General features: G+C 59.9%; 13 protein-coding genes. 8 read left to right on the forward strand and 5 right to left on the reverse strand.

Annotated features, from left to right (window positions below; all coding sequences use genetic code 11):
• The first annotated feature begins 20 nt into the window (after positions 1–20).
• From NZK35_RS18510 to hypB, 3 genes are read left to right on the forward strand one after another with little or no spacing between them, the layout of a single operon-like run.
• Positions 21–488 (forward strand): hydrogenase maturation protease, encoded by a 468-nt coding sequence (locus tag NZK35_RS18510; protein WP_259634020.1) that lies wholly within the window; start codon positions 21–23, stop codon positions 486–488.
• On the forward strand, positions 481–858 hold the full coding sequence (locus tag NZK35_RS18515; protein WP_259634021.1) for a hydrogenase maturation nickel metallochaperone HypA/HybF: 378 nt from the start codon (positions 481–483) through the stop codon (positions 856–858). The genes NZK35_RS18510 and NZK35_RS18515 overlap by 8 nt, the downstream gene beginning before the upstream one ends.
• On the forward strand, positions 855–1,547 hold the full coding sequence (gene hypB / locus NZK35_RS18520; RefSeq protein WP_259634022.1) for a hydrogenase nickel incorporation protein HypB: 693 nt from the start codon (positions 855–857) through the stop codon (positions 1,545–1,547). Before NZK35_RS18515 ends, hypB begins: the two co-directional genes overlap by 4 nt.
• A gap of 214 nt (positions 1,548–1,761) precedes the next feature.
• On the opposite strand, the gene pdxH is transcribed toward hypB, so the two are convergent.
• A complete protein-coding gene (gene pdxH / locus NZK35_RS18525; protein ID WP_259634023.1) occupies positions 1,762–2,400 on the reverse strand; it encodes a pyridoxamine 5'-phosphate oxidase in 639 nt (212 codons plus the stop codon).
• Between the two features lie 298 nt (positions 2,401–2,698).
• On the opposite strand from pdxH, the gene NZK35_RS18530 reads away from it, so the two are divergent.
• The 5 genes from NZK35_RS18530 to NZK35_RS18550 all read left to right on the forward strand — a co-directional run bounded on the left by NZK35_RS18530 (position 2,699) and on the right by NZK35_RS18550 (position 10,344).
• Positions 2,699–4,378: a DUF1549 and DUF1553 domain-containing protein gene (locus NZK35_RS18530; RefSeq protein WP_259634024.1), complete on the forward strand. Its 1,680-nt coding sequence runs from the start codon at positions 2,699–2,701 to the stop codon at positions 4,376–4,378.
• Positions 4,379–4,400: 22 nt separating this feature from the next.
• On the forward strand, positions 4,401–5,771 hold the full coding sequence (locus tag NZK35_RS18535; RefSeq protein ID WP_259634025.1) for a DUF1501 domain-containing protein: 1,371 nt from the start codon (positions 4,401–4,403) through the stop codon (positions 5,769–5,771).
• Between the two features lie 80 nt (positions 5,772–5,851).
• Complete coding sequence (locus NZK35_RS18540; protein WP_259634026.1) at positions 5,852–8,014, forward strand: PPC domain-containing protein; 2,163 nt, start codon at positions 5,852–5,854, stop codon at positions 8,012–8,014.
• A 468-nt stretch (positions 8,015–8,482) separates the two neighbouring features.
• Positions 8,483–9,232, forward strand: coding sequence for an OmpH family outer membrane protein (locus tag NZK35_RS18545; protein ID WP_259634027.1), 750 nt, complete (start codon positions 8,483–8,485; stop codon positions 9,230–9,232).
• Positions 9,233–9,411: 179 nt separating this feature from the next.
• Complete coding sequence (locus NZK35_RS18550) at positions 9,412–10,344, forward strand: GGDEF domain-containing protein (protein WP_259634028.1); 933 nt, start codon at positions 9,412–9,414, stop codon at positions 10,342–10,344.
• A gap of 219 nt (positions 10,345–10,563) precedes the next feature.
• On the opposite strand, the gene NZK35_RS18555 is transcribed toward NZK35_RS18550, so the two are convergent.
• The 4 genes from NZK35_RS18555 to NZK35_RS18570 are packed head-to-tail and all read right to left on the reverse strand — an operon-like array spanning position 10,564 to position 15,690.
• The gene (locus tag NZK35_RS18555) at positions 10,564–12,657 is read right to left on the reverse strand and encodes a xanthine dehydrogenase family protein molybdopterin-binding subunit (RefSeq protein ID WP_259634029.1); all 2,094 of its coding nucleotides are present in this window, start codon (positions 12,655–12,657) and stop codon (positions 10,564–10,566) included.
• Positions 12,657–13,136 carry a (2Fe-2S)-binding protein gene (locus tag NZK35_RS18560; RefSeq protein WP_259634030.1) on the reverse strand — a complete coding sequence of 160 codons (480 nt, stop codon included), beginning with the start codon at positions 13,134–13,136 and terminating at the stop codon, positions 12,657–12,659. The genes NZK35_RS18555 and NZK35_RS18560 overlap by 1 nt, the downstream gene beginning before the upstream one ends.
• Positions 13,137–13,144: 8 nt before the next feature.
• Positions 13,145–14,596, reverse strand: a complete 1,452-nt coding sequence (hemG, locus tag NZK35_RS18565) for a protoporphyrinogen oxidase (protein WP_259634031.1) — start codon at positions 14,594–14,596, stop codon at positions 13,145–13,147.
• Positions 14,593–15,690 carry a TIGR04053 family radical SAM/SPASM domain-containing protein gene (locus NZK35_RS18570; protein ID WP_259634032.1) on the reverse strand — a complete coding sequence of 366 codons (1,098 nt, stop codon included), beginning with the start codon at positions 15,688–15,690 and terminating at the stop codon, positions 14,593–14,595. Before NZK35_RS18570 ends, hemG begins: the two co-directional genes overlap by 4 nt.
• Between the last annotated feature and the right edge of the window lie 15 nt (positions 15,691–15,705).

A 15,705-nucleotide genomic window follows, 5' to 3' on the forward strand; every position in this document is an offset into this window, starting at 1 on the left:
GGAAGCCAATCCCACATCCCATGAAACTCGCGGCGCTCGTCATCGGTCTCGGAAACACCCTACGCGGTGATGATGCGCTCGGGCCCATCGCCGCCGAACGGGTGCGGCAGGCCGTTGATCCGCAATCGGTCCGCGTCATCAACCGGTGCGAGCCGACACCGGATCTGGCTTTGGAACTCATTGAAGCTGGATGCGCCATTTTCCTGGACGCGTCCATCGAAGGGCCTGCCGATCGGGTCCTCGTCCGACGGCTGCATGAAACCAACGCCGCCGAGGCACTCGGGCACCAGTTGAGCCTCGGCACGCTGTTGAGCCTCACGCGTCGTTTGTATGGTTACGTTCCAAAAGCGTTCGCGATCACCTTTCGAGGCCGGACGTTCGAGTTGAGCGATCACTGTTTGACCCCCGAAGCAGAATCCGCTGTCGCGGAAATGGTCGCCGAGACGCTGCGGTTGATCGAGTCGCAGAAGGTGACCGCTGATGCATGAGCTCTCCATCGCATTGAACATCTTGGACGTCGCGGCCGAAGAAGCCGAACGTCGGAGCATCGGTTGCGTCGAAGCCGTTCATATCAAACTCGGCCCGCTCTCGGGGATCGTGAAGTCCGCCTTGCTGTCGGCATTCGATCTGGCCCGCGAGCACTCGGCCTTGCCCGAAGCTCGACTGGTGGTGGAAGACATGCCGATCGTGATCTACTGTAAACACTGTCAGGCCGAACAACCGGTCGAGTCGATCCAGGAACTCGTCTGTTCGGTCTGCCGAACGCCCTCCAACCATGTGGTGGGGGGGCGAGAAATGGAAATCACTGCGCTGGAAATCACTGCGCTGGAAATCGCTGATCCGGAAATCAATGCATGAATGCTCCAACCCGCCTTGTCGAAGTCCGCACGAAGATCTTGAAACAAAATGACGTGCTGGCAAGGGAGCTGCGGGAGCGGTTCCGGCAAGACGGCGTGACGGTTGTCAGCTTGGTGTCCAGCCCCGGCGCGGGCAAAACGGCGCTGTTGGAGGACTTGTTGCTCCGATTGCGCGAGAACTACCGAGTTGCCGCGCTCGTCGGCGATCTGGCCACCGACAACGATGCCCGACGCTTAGCCCGGGCCGAGGTCCCAACGAAGCAGATCACGACCGGAACGGTGTGTCATTTGGAAGCGGACATGGTCGCCGACGCACTGCAGGGGTGGAACACCGACGAACTCGACTTTCTGTTTATCGAAAACGTCGGCAATCTGGTCTGTCCGGCCACCTGGGACCTCGGTGAGGCGTTGCGTCTGGTCCTGTTCTCGGTGACCGAAGGCGAAGATAAACCGCTCAAATATCCCACCATCTTCAACACCGCGGACGTGGCCGTGATCACCAAAATGGATCTGGCGACGGCGGTCGAATTCGATGCCGCCGAGGCAAAGCGAAGTCTGCAATCCGTCCGGCCGGGAATCGAAACCTTCGACGTCTCGGCCAAGACCGGCGAAGGAATGGCGGAGCTGGTAGAGCGGCTGCGGAGCCTGCGGGGGCTCGGCGATGCAAGCAACCAACAGGAGGCGATCTGAAGTGGGAAGACAGCATGATGGGTGGCAGAGGCCAATGGCACGGGCACACGTGTTGGTGTGCAGGCTTCAGCCGCCCACACTCGCTGCCCCGCCGCGACAGCGAATCGCCTCAAGGCCCGACTCCAAAGATTACCCAAGTTGCCAAAAAGGTGTCGGACACCTTTTTTAGGTTCAAAGATTACCCAGGTTGCCAAAAAGGTGTCGGACACCTTTTTTAGGGTGCAAGGCGTTTGCGTTCCCAGGCTTCGTGTTCGTCGCGTTCGTAACAGATCCGATCGTGCAGTCGGTTGGGACGCCCCTGCCAGAATTCGAAACGGGTCGGTTTCACTCGGTAGCCTCCCCAGAAACTGGGCAGCGGCACTTCTTTGGACGCGAATCGCTGCTTCATTTCCTGCATCTTGGCTTCCAGCATTGATCTCGACGATACGATCTCGCTTTGGTGGGAGACCCAGGCGCCGAGTCGACTGCCCCGCGGTCGCGTCAGGAAATATTTCAGCGACTCGGCGGTACTGACCCGCTCGGCTGTGCCCCCGATTTCGACCTGTCGTTGCAATGGCAGCCACTGAAACAGGATCGAGACGCGGGAGTTGAGTGCGATATGTCGCGCCTTGCGACTTCCATAATTCGTAAAGAAGACAAAACCGCCCGCATCGAAGTACTTCAGCAGCACCGTTCGCTGGGTCGGCTGGCCGTTCGGGGCGACCGTGGCCAAAATCATCGCGTTGGGTTCCAGCAATTCCGCCGTCGAGGCTTGATGGTACCACCGCTCGAATTGCACGAAGGGACACGGATCGACACGATCGATGTCGAGTGATTCGAGCGCATAGTCCTGTCGAAGATGTGAAAGATCCATCGTAAACGATTCCGCGAAGCCTCCGAGACGTGATGGGGTTAGTTTAGTGGATCGGCTGAGGTGGTGAGTTGGAACGGCATTTGCGGCATTCAATCACCCTGGGGAAACTTTGGACCAAACGCACACCCACCCCTGGTCCCCCGCCGATAACGAGTACCCTGACATGCCGCAACGCGGTATCGCGATGAGTTTGCAGTGTCCAGTCCCTCTGTCAACTCTTCCCAACCGATGGTGGCGACACGCCTGAGTTTCTCGTGCACCTTGGATTGCGGCCTGCCGCAAGAAGGAGTCATGCGCGATGTTAGAACGATCATTCCTCTGGTTCATTCTGTGTTTGACGTTGGTCTGGCGCGGAGTCGCGATTGCAGATGATCGCGCGGCGAACCTTTATGAGCGTGCTGATCCGGCAACGTCGAATGGCGAGATCGACAGGATCGTTTTTGCCGAGCTGTCGGCGTTGGGCATTCAGCCAGTCACCTGCTCCGACGCGGTGTTCGTCCGCCGGGCGTACTTGGACGTCATCGGTACGCTGCCGACCGCCGATGAAGCTCTCCAGTTCATCGAAGATCCAGACGTCAAAAACAAACGCGCGGCGCTCATTGACCGCCTGTTAGACCGACCCGAATTCGCCGACTACTGGTCGATGAAATGGGGCGACGTGTTGCGGATCAAGGCGGAGTTTCCCATCAATTTGTGGCCCAATGCGGCCCAAGCGTATCACCGTTGGGTGCGGGCATCGATTGTGGAGAACAAACGTTACGATCAATTTGCCCGCGAGATGCTGACCAGTAGCGGAAGCAATTTTCGAGTCGGTCCGGTCAACTTTTATCGCGCCATGCAGAACAAAACTCCCGAGGGCATCGCCAGCAGCGTCGCGTTGACCTTCATGGGCACGCGTACCGAATCGTGGCCTGAAGAACGATTGACCGGCATGGCCGTCTTCTTCTCGCAGGTCGGTTACAAGCCCACCGCCGAGTGGAAGGAGGAAGTCGTTTTTTGGGACCCGCTCGATGCAAGCACTTTGCCGGACAGCGCGGCGCCCGGCCAGGCTGCCGTCGTCACATCGCTGCCATCGAGCCAAGGAACCGACGACGCCCGTGAATCAATCGCGAAACCGGCGAAGACCTACAAACGGTCCGCGGCGGTCTTTCCCGACGGCACGAAAGCATCGTTGAGACCAGATCGAGACCCACGTGAAGTGTTTGCCGATTGGTTGATCACGGCGGAAAATCCGTGGTTCACGCGAAGCATCGCCAACCGCGTTTGGGCTTGGCTGATGGGCCGCGGGATTGTCCACGAGCCAGACGACATTCGAGAGGACAACCCGCCGAACAACCCTGAACTGATGGCCTTCCTGGAGCAGGCTTTGATCGCCAGTGACTACGATTTGAAACAGTTGTACCGACTGATTCTGAATTCCGCGACGTATCAAATGTCGTCGCTGCCGCTTGCAGATCAATCGGAGGCTCCCTGGGCCAGATATCCGCTGCGTCGACTTGATGCGGAGGTGCTGATCGATGCGGTGAACCAGATCACCGGAACGGTCGACTTATACACCAGTCCGATTCCGGAACCGTTTACTTACATTCCGAAAGACCAACCTGCCATTGCGCTGGCCGATGGCAGCATCACCAGCCCCTTCTTGGCCTTGTTCGGACGTTCCGCGCGGGCCACGGGAATGGAGAACGAACGCAACAATCGACCGGTGGCTTCCCAATGGCTGCACATGCTCAATTCCGGGCATCTCCAAACCAAATTGGAACGTGGCCCGGCGCTCAAAGCAGTGCTGGTGTCCAGTCGCAATCCCACCGTAATCGCCGAGCGTCTCTATTTGACGATTCTTTCACGCCGGCCGACCGACGCGGAGTTGAAGGCGGTGGCATCGTACGTCGGATCCACCCCTCTAAAAAGGAACGAGGCAGCGATCGATCTTGCATGGGCGTTGATCAATAGCCCGGAATTCCTTTATCGACACTAAAACTCGTTGGACAGCGATCACCATGAACACGAACCATCCATCTGCCACCGCGACGCGGATTTCCAGGCGTGACTCATTGCAACGCGGCGTTTGCGGTGCCGCGGGCGTGCTGGCGGCCCATCAACTCGGATCCCAATTCGTCTCCGCCAAGCCGGCCAACACCACGCCGCGGTTCGGCGCGAAGTCGGCGAGCGCGAAGTCCGTCATCCAGGTGTTCTTGTGGGGGGGGATGTCTCACAACGATACCTGGGACCCGAAACCCGAGATGGGACGCGAGTACATGGGAGAGTTTGGGGATGTGCTGTCGACCAACGTCGTTGGGATGCAGATCGGCGGATTGTTTCCCGAACTGGCCAAGCAGGCCGACAAGTATTCGCTGATCCGCAGCATGACGCACGGCATCAACGGCCATGAAACCGCGGCCTACCTGATGCAGACCGGCCACAGCGCCGGCGAACGGCTTGCCTATCCGAGCATCGGTGCCGTGTTTTCGCTGTTCAAGGGTCAGGACTACACGGGAATGATCCCGCCCTACGTCGTGTTGACGAAACCTCAGGGCCGGTTTTCCGAAGAAGGATTCCTGGGGCCGAAATACAAGCCCTTTGCGACCGGTGGCGACCCGGCGGCAGCCCGTTTCGAAGTGGAAGGCATCGTGGCTCGCGGCATCACGGACCAACGTCAATCGGCGCGTCGCGACTTTTTGGACAAGATCAACACGATGGGCCGGCTGATGGACGGGCATCCTCAGTTGGCGGCCGCGGAGGAAGCCAAGGCACAGGCGTATGAGTTGATCCTGGGGCAAGGCAAGGAGGTGTTCGATCTAAGCAAGGAGAAACCGGCACTGCGAGATCGCTACGGTCGCCACACGTTTGGCCAGGACTGCCTGGTCGCGCGGCGGTTGGTCGAATCAGGCGTTCCCTACGTCGTGATCAACTATCCCGGCGGCTGGGATACACACAAGAATCACTTTGCGACGATGCGCCGACAATGCCCGGAACTGGACCAAGGCCTGGCCATGCTGCTGCAAGATTTGCACGATCGCGGATTGCTCGACAGCACCGTTGTCTGGTGCTGTGGCGAGTTCGGTCGCGGCCCGAAGGTTGATTGGCAGCCGCCTTGGAATGGCGGCCGCAACCACTACGGCAAAGTCTTCAGTGCCCTGCTGGCCGGCGGCGGATTCAGCGGCGGCCATGTCGTCGGATCATCTGATGACAAAGCAGAGGAGGTCGCTGATCGTCCCGTCTATCCGGCGGATTTGCTGGGCAGCATCTATCAATTGGCCGGTATCGACGCGAATGCCGAATTGCCTCATCCGCTCGGCCTGGAAGCCCACGTGCTGCCCACCGAGTCCGAAGACGCACCATCCGCCGGACGTTTAACCGAAATCATGTAAACAACGATCGGAAAATGAGTGGGATAGGCTGCCAGCCTGTCGACTCGCGAAAGAGCCTTCAACTGGACAAGGAACGCACCATGGACAAGTCGACTTGGATTCCGATCTTGGGACTGACCCTCGTTCTGGTCGCGGCTCCCTGGGCAACGGCTCCCTGGGCGGCGGCTCAGCGGGCATCAGGCCAATCGGCACCGTACATCGGATTCGTCTATCCCGCCGGCGGTCAACAGGGCACCACGGTCGAAGTCAGAGTGGGCGGACAACGGATCGACGGCGCGCACGCCGCGCTGGTCAGTGGTGAGGGCGTGTCCGCCGAAGTCACCCAGTTTTATCGCAAGCTGAGCAACCAGGAAGTGACGTTGCTCAGGGAGCAGCTCAGGGAACTGCGGCGCGAAGTCGCTCAGCAGAAGAAAGCCGAACAGGAGGTGGACGAAGCGACCGAGCAGTTCATCGTCAGGCTCGAAAAGCGTATCGGCGAATGGGTCAACCGGCCGGCCTGTGAAGCGATTTCTAGCATCGCGTTGGTCAAGATCGCGATCGACGGTGACGCCGAACCTGGGGCCAGGGAAATCCGCTTGATCGGCGCGCGCGGGATGACCAATCCGATGGTCTTTCACGTCGGGCAACTGCCCGAGTACTCTCGCAAACCCATGCTGACGAGTCCGTTCCAGGTGCTCGGCAAAGAAGCTCTCGCGCAACGAAAGCGACCGGCGGAGGAAGTCGAGTCGAGGATCAAATTGCCCTGCACCGTCAATGGCCAGATCGCATCGGGTGAAGTCAACCGCTATCGCTTTGAGGCCCGTGCCGGTCAACGACTCGTGATTTCCGCCCAGGCGCGGGCATTGGTTCCCTTCATTGCCGACGCTGTTCCAGGCTGGTTTCAGCCCGTGATGGCAGTTGATGACTCCGGCGGACAAGAACTGGCGTTCAACGACGACTACCGATTCAAGCCGGATCCGACGCTGTTTCTGGATGTGCCCCGGGACGGTGAGTACGTGTTGACGATCACCGACGCCCTGTACCGTGGTCGCGAAGATTTCGTCTATCGCATCTCGATCGGTCAGTTGCCCTTTGTCACCAGCGTCTTTCCGCTCGGACGCCGTGTCGGGCAATCACCGGGGTTCGAACTATTCGGGCGGAATCTGGATCATGCCCAACTCTCCCCGCCTCCGCCCAACGCCGCCCCGGGGGTTTATCAAGCCGTTGCCGATGTCGACGGCCTTGCCAGCAACACCTTTCCACTGGCTGTCGACTCGCTGCCAGAAGTTTTCGATCGCGAACCCAACAATCGCCCGGCCGATGCGCAGCCGGTCAAGCTTCCGATCATCCTCAACGGGCGTATCGATCGACCGGATGACTGGGACGTTTTCAGGATCAGCGCCGCCGCCGGCGATCGAATCGTGGCGGAGGTCCATGCCCGCAGACTCGATTCGGCGTTGGATTCGATGTTGAAAGTCACCGATTCGAGCGGCAAGCCGCTGGCCCTCAACGACGATCACATGGACGCCGCTGCCGGTTTGAACACGCACCACGCCGATGCCTATGTGGCGATCACCTTGCCCGAGGATGGAGATTATTTCGTGCATTTGGGCGACACGGCGCGCGACGGCGGACCGGATCATGCCTATCGCCTTCGCATCAGCCGTCCACGCCCCGACTTCGCCCTCCGCGCGGTCCCGTCGAGCATCAACCTGCGCGGCAAGTCGGCCGCCGCGGTCACCGTTTACGCGATCCGCCGGGATGGATTCGAAGGTCCGATCAACCTGACTGTCGAAGATCTACCGGCCGGTTTCAGCTCGGCACCGGCAACGCTGAAAGCCCATCAGAACGAAGCCAAACTTTATGTCAGAAGCAATCGGAACGTCATCGATCAACCGGTGGACCTGACGATCGTCGGCCGCGCGAAGATGCTCAATCGCACGGTCGCACATCCGGCGGTCCCGGCGGAGGATCGCATGCAGGCGTTCCTGTGGCGTCATCTCGTTCCCGCCCAAGATTTGAAGGCCCTGGTGATCAACGCCGCCTCGGGACGGCCGCCCACACGCGTCCGGCCGCCCAAGCTGGAACGGACGGATCTGCCGAGTGAGCCGCCGCAGTTCTCCAAGAACCAAGTGGCGGGGCGATTGAGGCAGCTCAACCTACTGTTTGACGAGTGGCTGCTGACCGATGACTTCTACCGTCGGAAGGTGGCGCAGTGCGAGGTCTACGGGCCGGCAGAACCCGTGGTGGCGAAGAAAAAATAGCAGTGCTCCATGCAAACTTCGTCACTCGGCAATTGTCGCACCGCTGAAATCGCCGAACGCGAACGCGAATGCGTTCACGATCCTGATTCTCGCTCGGCGAAGTTTCTGGTCCCTGCTTCATCGCGCCCAAGCGGCTGTTCGAGCAGCGGGATTCGTTGTGACGGAGGGGCGGACGTCGAAAGTGAAAAATTTACAGTCGTTTGAAAATTTGGGTGTGCTTGCCGGCGATTCCGGTTGCCTTCGACCGACTTGCCCGATCGAAAATCCCGTTTTTCTTTCCACGCACGCCGTCCTGCATTTCCGCCACTGATCGTGTCGGCGGAAAGAGACGATGCGTCGCGGCCTTTTGGCATGCCGGTTGCTTTCCTGGTTGCAGCCCGCCGTTGGACGACCCCTTGGGACGATCAACGCGAACGGCCTTGGAAGAGTCAGGATGACCCGCAATCAGAATTCAGGAGGAATTCGACCATGTTTCAATCTCACATCCCGCCCGGTGGTTCAATGGAAGTCGCACGATGTTCAGGGCAACGATGTTCAGGGCAACGGATTGCAACGGTGCACGCGTTCGGCAACACCGCCCTCGCGTGCGCCCTGTTCGCCGTTTGTGCCGTGGCGATGTCGCCGGTTTCGGCCCAGCAAGCGGTTTCCGCACAGCAAGTCCCGCCATTGGATCAACCCGGTCACCGCTTTGCGGTGATCGATGTCGGATATGTGTTTAAAAATCTTCCGGCGATTCAAGCACAAATCAGCAAGGTCAAAGCCGAACTGCAACAACACGAAGCCGAGTTGAAGCAGAAGAGGGATGCATTGAACCAGGCTGCGATCCGTCTGAAATCGATGACGCCCGGAACGGCGGAATACAACCGACAAGAAGAACTCGTTGCGGATCTGGATTCGAAGCTGCGGTTGGACATGCGACGCCGCCACAACGAGATGAGTGAGGCCGAGGCGAAGATCTACTACGACAACTATCAGAGCCTGAATGCGGCGGTGAAGGCCGTTGCTGTCCACAACAACATCAACGTGGTGTTGCGTATCAATGGTGAAGACGTCGATTCGCAGAAACGCGATTCGGTGATGCGTGACGTCATGAGGAACATCGTCTTTCACGACCCCGCCATCAACATCACCGACACCGTGATGCGGTACTTGGAACAGCAGACGAAGACGTCGCAAGCTGCCGCGGGATTCGGTGCCACTGCGGGGACACAACGTTGATACGTTGGCGGTACGGCCGGACAGGCTGCGGTGGGGGCAAACGGAGGGGGGGCCAGATGGACGGGGGCACCCGGGATGAAGGGCAACGCGAAATCGCTGGTGACGCGGACGCGCCAAACTTGATACACCTGGAGAGTCCGTTGCGCCACGTACGTTCCATTGCAAGCATTCGATTTGATATGAGTCTCCAATCCCCCGAACCGTCTGCCAAGTATTCGGACACACAAACGTTTGAAGCGGGGACCCTCCGCGTCGATGAAGGGGTCACGCCTGCGGATCGCCAAGCCCCCAAACGAGCGTTTTTGAATGTGATTCGCAGCCGCGCCGACATCGGTGTCAACGCATTTTTGGAAGATCGAACCGTGATCGGCCGTAATCCGACGTGCACGTTTCCGTTGCACGATCTAAAGGTGTCCGGATATCACGCGGCCATTACGCCCAGTGGCGACGGCGAGTTTGTCTTGGAAGACTTGAATTCGACCAATGGAACACGCGTCGACTCCATGCCGCTGATCGGTCGCAGGACGTTGCGGGATGGTGACAAGATCTTCGTCGGGGAAACGGTGATACGTTTTTCACTGGCCGACGAGCTGGACATCGATTTTCACAGCGAAGTCGCAACCCTCGTCGGCAGGGATCCGCTGACCGATCTACCCTCGAAACGACGCTTCGACGAAGCGTTGGAGTTTTCGCTACAGAGTTCGCAACGCCGCGGCGTACCGCTGGCCGTTTTGATGATGGACATGGATGGCGTCAAGCAAATCAACGACACCTATGGGCATCTTTACGGCGCGCACGTCATTGGTGAAACCGGGCGGCTGATTGCAAACGTGCTGGGATCTCGGGGACAAGCGTGTCGGTTCGGCGGCGATGAATTTAGCGCCTTCCTGCCCGGCCATGACCTGGAGGCCGCCCTTGGGATCGGAGAACAGATTCGCGTTGCGGTCGAATCGGCGGGATTTGAAAAGAACGGTGTCGCACTGCGGCCCACGATCAGTATTGGCGTGTCCTGTTTTCATCTGACGGCTACCGATACGCTATCGCTGGTCACCGCCGCCGATGCGGCACTCTATCGAGCCAAAGCGCGCGGAAAGAATTGCGTGACCTCGTAAGTCCGCTCGAATCCGCCGCGCAACGAGTTCGCCGACCTTACCGCCACCGCCGGCAATTTTCGCCCGGCAACTTTTTCGCCCTGATGGGGTTGCGGCGACACCTCGACGAAACCTACATCATTTTGTGCGGCTTGAGCGAGCACCTGAAAGACATTCTCGAAGCCTGCAAGCCCCCAATAAAGCCGGGATGTTCGCCATGGTAAACACGGTCGACGAACTCTACATCAGCGGAAGGTTCCGTTTGCGAATGCCGGTCGCGTCGAAGTAGGCGTTGGCGATCGCGGCGGCGACCGGGACCGTGACGGGTTCGCCGACGCCGACCGATGGATTCTCGGTTTGCCCGACAAGAAGGGTCTGCACTTCCGGAGCGTCTTTCGAGCTCAAAATCGGGTATCTGCCAAACCGAGCGTTGCTTACTGCTGCGTCTTCGATTTGCACGGCTTCACCGAGACTGTAGCTGGTCGCCATCGTGACACCGCCCTCGGCCTGTTTGCGGACCCCTTCTGGATTGACGACAAAGCCGCAATCGATGGCGGTGAGGACCTTGGCAACTCGAATTGACTTTCCGTCCGGATCGGCATCCACCTCGGCCAGTTGTGCCACGTAGGTTTTGTCGCGGTACAAACAGCACGCCAAGCCGAATCCGTGGCCGGTCTTGGCGGGGGCGGTGGAAGGCGTCCAATTCGAATGCGCCGCCAAGGCACGCAAGGTTGCGGCAAGACGGGGCAGGTGCTCGCCTAACGCCCGCAATCGGAACGTCAACGGATCGATGCCCGCGGCGTAGGCCAATTCATCGATGAACGACTCGCGTGCGAACGCATTGATCGGGCTGCCCAATCCGCGGAACGATCCGATCCGGACTCCCGAGGGAACCAAGGTGAAGCGGGTGCGATGAAAATCGCTGGGGTAGAAGGATTGCAGATCGCGTGTGCTGCTGAACTTGCCACCGGCGGCGGCCAAGCAGTAGTCCCAGGAGACCAACCGGCCGTCGTTGCTGATTCCCGCCTCGACCTCCATCCGCGCGGCAGGTCGAAATGACGATTGAGTAAAATCCTCTTTCCGTGTCCAGACGACGCGGACGGGACGCCCGACCGCGCGTGAAAGCAGCGCCGCTTCGCGCGCCGCGTCGCTATCGTTTTTGCGTCCGAATGCGCCGCCGATTTCGGCGACGGTGACATGCACCTTTTCTGGCGACAAACCCAACAACTCCGCGATCTGCTGGCGAACGCCGAACGGCCGTTGTGTTGATGCATGAACCCATGCTTCGCCGCCTTCGACCTTTGCCCAGGCGGCTTGTGGTTCGAGCGCGGCATGGTAGACGAACGCCGTTTCGTAGACGGCTTGCAATTTCCGATGCGATCGATTCGATGCTTGAGCCGCGTCACCCTGCTCGTGAACCAACTCGGCGTGCGGGCATGCAGCTTCGAGTTGGGACCGGATGTCGGCATCACTGAATGCTCGACCGCGTTCCCATCGGGCCTGCAACAGGTCGACCGCCTTGTGTGCGACGCTCTCCGTTTCGGCAACGACGCCGACAAAATCGTCCTGCCGGACGGTTTGGACGAAACCGGCAAGAGCTTTCGCCCGACTCGCGTCCAACCCGACGAGGCGTGCGTCCCAGGCGGGCGGACGCAAGACGGCTCCGTGCAACATTCCCGGCGACGAAAAGTCGGTTCCGTAGATGGCGGCCCCCGTCACGCGTTGAATCCCGTCGACCCGCGCGATGCCTTTGCCGACGAATCGATAGTCGTCCGGGTTCTTGGGTTCCGGTTCGTGCTCCAGGATATCGACCAGTGGAGATTCCTTGACCAATTCGCCCAGGTCGATCGATTGTCCCGTCGGTCCCAGCACTCGGCCGCCCTGAAGTTTGACATGCGTTTCGGACACACCCCATCGCTCTGCCGCCCGTCGTTGCAAGAGCACACGCGCGCGTGACCCGGCGCGTCGGAATCTCGGACGCATCATCTCGGTCGACATGCTCGCATAGGTGCCGGCGTCAAAGGGAACGCGATCGGTGTCCCCCATGATCAACTGCACTCGATCCAAGGGGAGGTCGAGTTCTTCTGCAATCACTTGAATAAAACCGGTGCGGGTTGACTGGCCATATTCCACCTTGCCCGTAAACCCCGTGGCGATTCCATCACTCCCCACGTGCAACCAGACTTCGAGCCGCGGATCTTCGGGCGACACGGCTCCGCCGACGCTCGCAGGCCTGGCCAGCACGATCAAGCCGCCCAGCAGGCTTGTGAGCCACTCTCGACGTGAAAGCTTCAACCCGTTCGCCTGCAGGTCAATCTCCGCCTTCCCATCCATCACGCAGACCTCGATTGCTTGGTTGCCGCGCTGATGACCGCTGCGACGATTCGCTGATACGATCCACAACGGCAGAGATGCTGGCGGAGTGCCTGCCGCACTTCCGCTTGCTCCGGTACCCGACCATCAAGTCTGGCAAGAAACCCACACACTTCTAAGATCATGCCGGGCGTGCAAAACCCGCATTGAAACGCTTCGTGTTCCAGGAAGGCCTGTTGGATGGGGGAAAGTTGCCCGTCCCGTGCGAGTCCCTCGATGGTTTCAACGCTCTTGCCCTCGGCGCGGCTGAGATGCGTGGTGCAAGCACGGACGGGAGTGCCGTCCAGCAGAACGGTACAGGCACCGCAGGCTCCGTACCCACAACCGCACTTGGTTCCAGTCAGCCCCAACGTTTCGCGCAAAAATTCCAGCAAGTGCATGTCGTCAGGCACGTCGGCCTGCTGCTCGGTCCCGTTGACCGAAACGACGATCTGACGCATCGGTTGACTCATGTGTTCAGACCTGCCAGCACGCGTTCGGCCGCTTGTTGTCCGCTGCGAATGCAGTGTGGAATGCCGACGCCGTGATAGGCGTTGCCGGCCAGTTCGAGACGCGGATGTTTGGCGGCAAGTTGTTCGATTCCTTTCACACGCTGCGCGTGCCCGAGCACGCACTGCGGCATCGCGCGATGCCAACGCTTGATTCGTGAAAACAACGGCGGCTTGCTGACTTGCATCAACTGTCGAAGTTCGTTTTGCACGGTTTGCACCATCGTTTCATCGGACCACTGCATCACTTCCTCGCGACAGGCCCCGCCGAGAAACGCCCGCAACAAGACTTTGCCATCCGGTGCCCGACCGGCATACTTCACACTGCTGAAGGTGCAGGCCAGCACGGGCCGTTGTTCGACATGCGGCACGAGGAAGCCAAAATTGTCCAGCTCACCAGGAAATGCGTCGCGATCGTAGGCCAGATTCACCACGACACATCCCGCGTACGGAATCTCGTTCAACGCTTTCGCGAGTTCTTGATCGGTAGTTTGCAAGACCGAAGCGGCGTGATGAGCGGGCACGGCCAGGATCACCGCCGCATACTCTTCGCGTCGCGTTTCGCCGGATTCGGTTTGTTTGATTTGCATCGCCCAACCGTTGTCACTGCGTGCCAGGGAGAGCACTTGATGGTTGGTGCAGATGTTGCATCGGCCCAACCCGGATGCCAACGCATCGATCGCGCTGCCCAAGCCGCGCTGCGGCGCGACAAACAAACTGTACTCGGGTCCGCCGGCGGCGGGATTTGGAGGCTTTGCTCCCGGTGCTGCCGCTCGTTGTGTTTTGGCACCCGCCCGCGCCGCCTTGATCAAACTCCCATACTTGGATTCCATCTCAACAAACTGCGGAAAGGTCGCGTTGATGCTCAGCTGTTCCGGGTCGCCCATGTAGATCCCGCCGGCGAGCGGTTGGACAAGGCGCTGGAATGCTTCACGGCCCAGTCGGCGGCAGGCGAAGGCTGCCAAGCTTTCATCGTCTGAAGCATGGCGTCTGGGAATCAAACGTTCGGCGGCGAGTCGGACTTTACCGCGCCAGCTGAGAATCGGCGTCGTCACCATGGGCCAGATTCGCTGGGGCGCCATCACCGCCAAGCCGTCGGGCAACCGTTCCAAACGCCCGCGACAGACCACGTCGACGCCATGGTGCAATGGATTGGTATTGATCAGCTGGTCACTCAGACCGACGTCGCGAAACAGGTTCACGGCCCATGGCATTCGGCTGAGAACACTATCGGGACCGAGTTCGATGCAAAAGCCGTCGGTCTGTTCGGTTTGCAAGACGCCGCCCAACCGGTCGTTCGCTTCAAACACGTTGATCTCAAGTGAAACGTCCGATCGACTCAACTGATGAGCGGCGGCCAGGCCGCTGATCCCCGCACCGACAATGGCGACGCGATGTTTGCTGTGGTTCATGAAAGGCTCGCCACGACGTCGGTTTCAATCGGCGAGTAGACACAATCCGGTTCGCTGGCCAGGGGGTCGCCGAAGACGGCGTAGGCGCGGGAGCGACTGCCCCCGCAGGCATCTCGATATTCGCACACGCCGCACTTGCCGCTGAATTGTTTCGGGTCGCGCAGCGAACGAAAGGTCGGATGGTTTTGATAAGTGTCGACCACGCTGTTGTCGGGAAAGCGTCCGCACTGCAGTGGCAGGAACCCGGCCGGATAGATTTCACCGGTGTGACTGACAAACATGATGCCCTTGCCGTCGCCGACGCCCAGTGGCGCACGCCGCCGTCGCCCCGGATGAGACGAGGCCAGCGGGTCGCCTCCCCGTTCCATCACGAAGCGTCGATAGTGTGGCGCTTCGGTCGTCTTGATCCCATAGGGTTGCCGTTGCGATTGCGTCCACAGTTTTTCGAAGACCTGCTCGTACTCGGCCGCCGAAATTCGCTCTTCCATGGTGCCGCGACCGACCGGAACCAGGAAAAAGACCGACCACATCATGATCTGTTGATCGGCGAAAAGTTCCGCCATGGCATCGATCTGGTGCACGTTGCGGCGCGTGATCGTCGTGTTGACTTGGACCGGCAGTTCCAACTCACGAGCATCGGCCAACATCCGCAGCGTCCGCTCAAAGCTGCCCTCCCAACCTCGAAACGCATCGTGCGTCTCGGCGTCGCTGCCGTCCAGGCTGATGCCCAGCACACTGACGCCGGCATCGCGGGCCTGCTGCAGGGCTTGCCGCATGGCCAGTGGTGTCGCCGACGGGGTCAGCGCGATTTGCAGTCCCTTGTCGCGGGCGTGGCGAATCAATTCCAACAAATCGGGGCGTTTGAGCGGATCGCCGCCGGTGAACACAACGACCGGCGGGCGAGGAAAGCTCGCGACCTGGTCCAGCAACGCCCGTGACTGCGCCGGTGTCAGCTGATGTCGGTCGGCGATCGGTTGCGCAGAGGCTCGGCAATGTTGGCAGGCCAGATCGCACGCCTGCGTCACTTCATAATAAAACATCAGTGGGGCGCTGCCGAAATCGACTTGCCCGTAGTCAGCATTTGGATGGGGCATGAAAGTGGCAATTTG

Source organism: Stieleria sedimenti (assembly GCF_025060895.1).
GTDB lineage: Bacteria > Planctomycetota > Planctomycetia > Pirellulales > Pirellulaceae > Stieleria > Stieleria sedimenti.

Bases quoted from the DNA above. Each gene is read 5' to 3' on its own strand.
- NZK35_RS18510 (WP_259634020.1), top strand. From the start codon at position 21: ATGAAACTCGCGGCGCTCGTCATCGGTCTCGGAAACACCCTACGCGGT.
- NZK35_RS18515 (WP_259634021.1), top strand. From the start codon at position 481: ATGCATGAGCTCTCCATCGCATTGAACATCTTGGACGTCGCGGCCGAA.
- hypB (WP_259634022.1), top strand. From the start codon at position 855: ATGAATGCTCCAACCCGCCTTGTCGAAGTCCGCACGAAGATCTTGAAA.
- pdxH (WP_259634023.1), bottom strand. From the start codon at position 2,400: ATGGATCTTTCACATCTTCGACAGGACTATGCGCTCGAATCACTCGAC.
- NZK35_RS18530 (WP_259634024.1), top strand. From the start codon at position 2,699: ATGTTAGAACGATCATTCCTCTGGTTCATTCTGTGTTTGACGTTGGTC.
- NZK35_RS18535 (WP_259634025.1), top strand. From the start codon at position 4,401: ATGAACACGAACCATCCATCTGCCACCGCGACGCGGATTTCCAGGCGT.
- NZK35_RS18540 (WP_259634026.1), top strand. From the start codon at position 5,852: ATGGACAAGTCGACTTGGATTCCGATCTTGGGACTGACCCTCGTTCTG.
- NZK35_RS18545 (WP_259634027.1), top strand. From the start codon at position 8,483: ATGTTTCAATCTCACATCCCGCCCGGTGGTTCAATGGAAGTCGCACGA.
- NZK35_RS18550 (WP_259634028.1), top strand. From the start codon at position 9,412: ATGAGTCTCCAATCCCCCGAACCGTCTGCCAAGTATTCGGACACACAA.
- NZK35_RS18555 (WP_259634029.1), bottom strand. From the start codon at position 12,657: ATGGATGGGAAGGCGGAGATTGACCTGCAGGCGAACGGGTTGAAGCTT.
- NZK35_RS18560 (WP_259634030.1), bottom strand. From the start codon at position 13,136: ATGCGTCAGATCGTCGTTTCGGTCAACGGGACCGAGCAGCAGGCCGAC.
- hemG (WP_259634031.1), bottom strand. From the start codon at position 14,596: ATGAACCACAGCAAACATCGCGTCGCCATTGTCGGTGCGGGGATCAGC.
- NZK35_RS18570 (WP_259634032.1), bottom strand. From the start codon at position 15,690: ATGCCCCATCCAAATGCTGACTACGGGCAAGTCGATTTCGGCAGCGCC.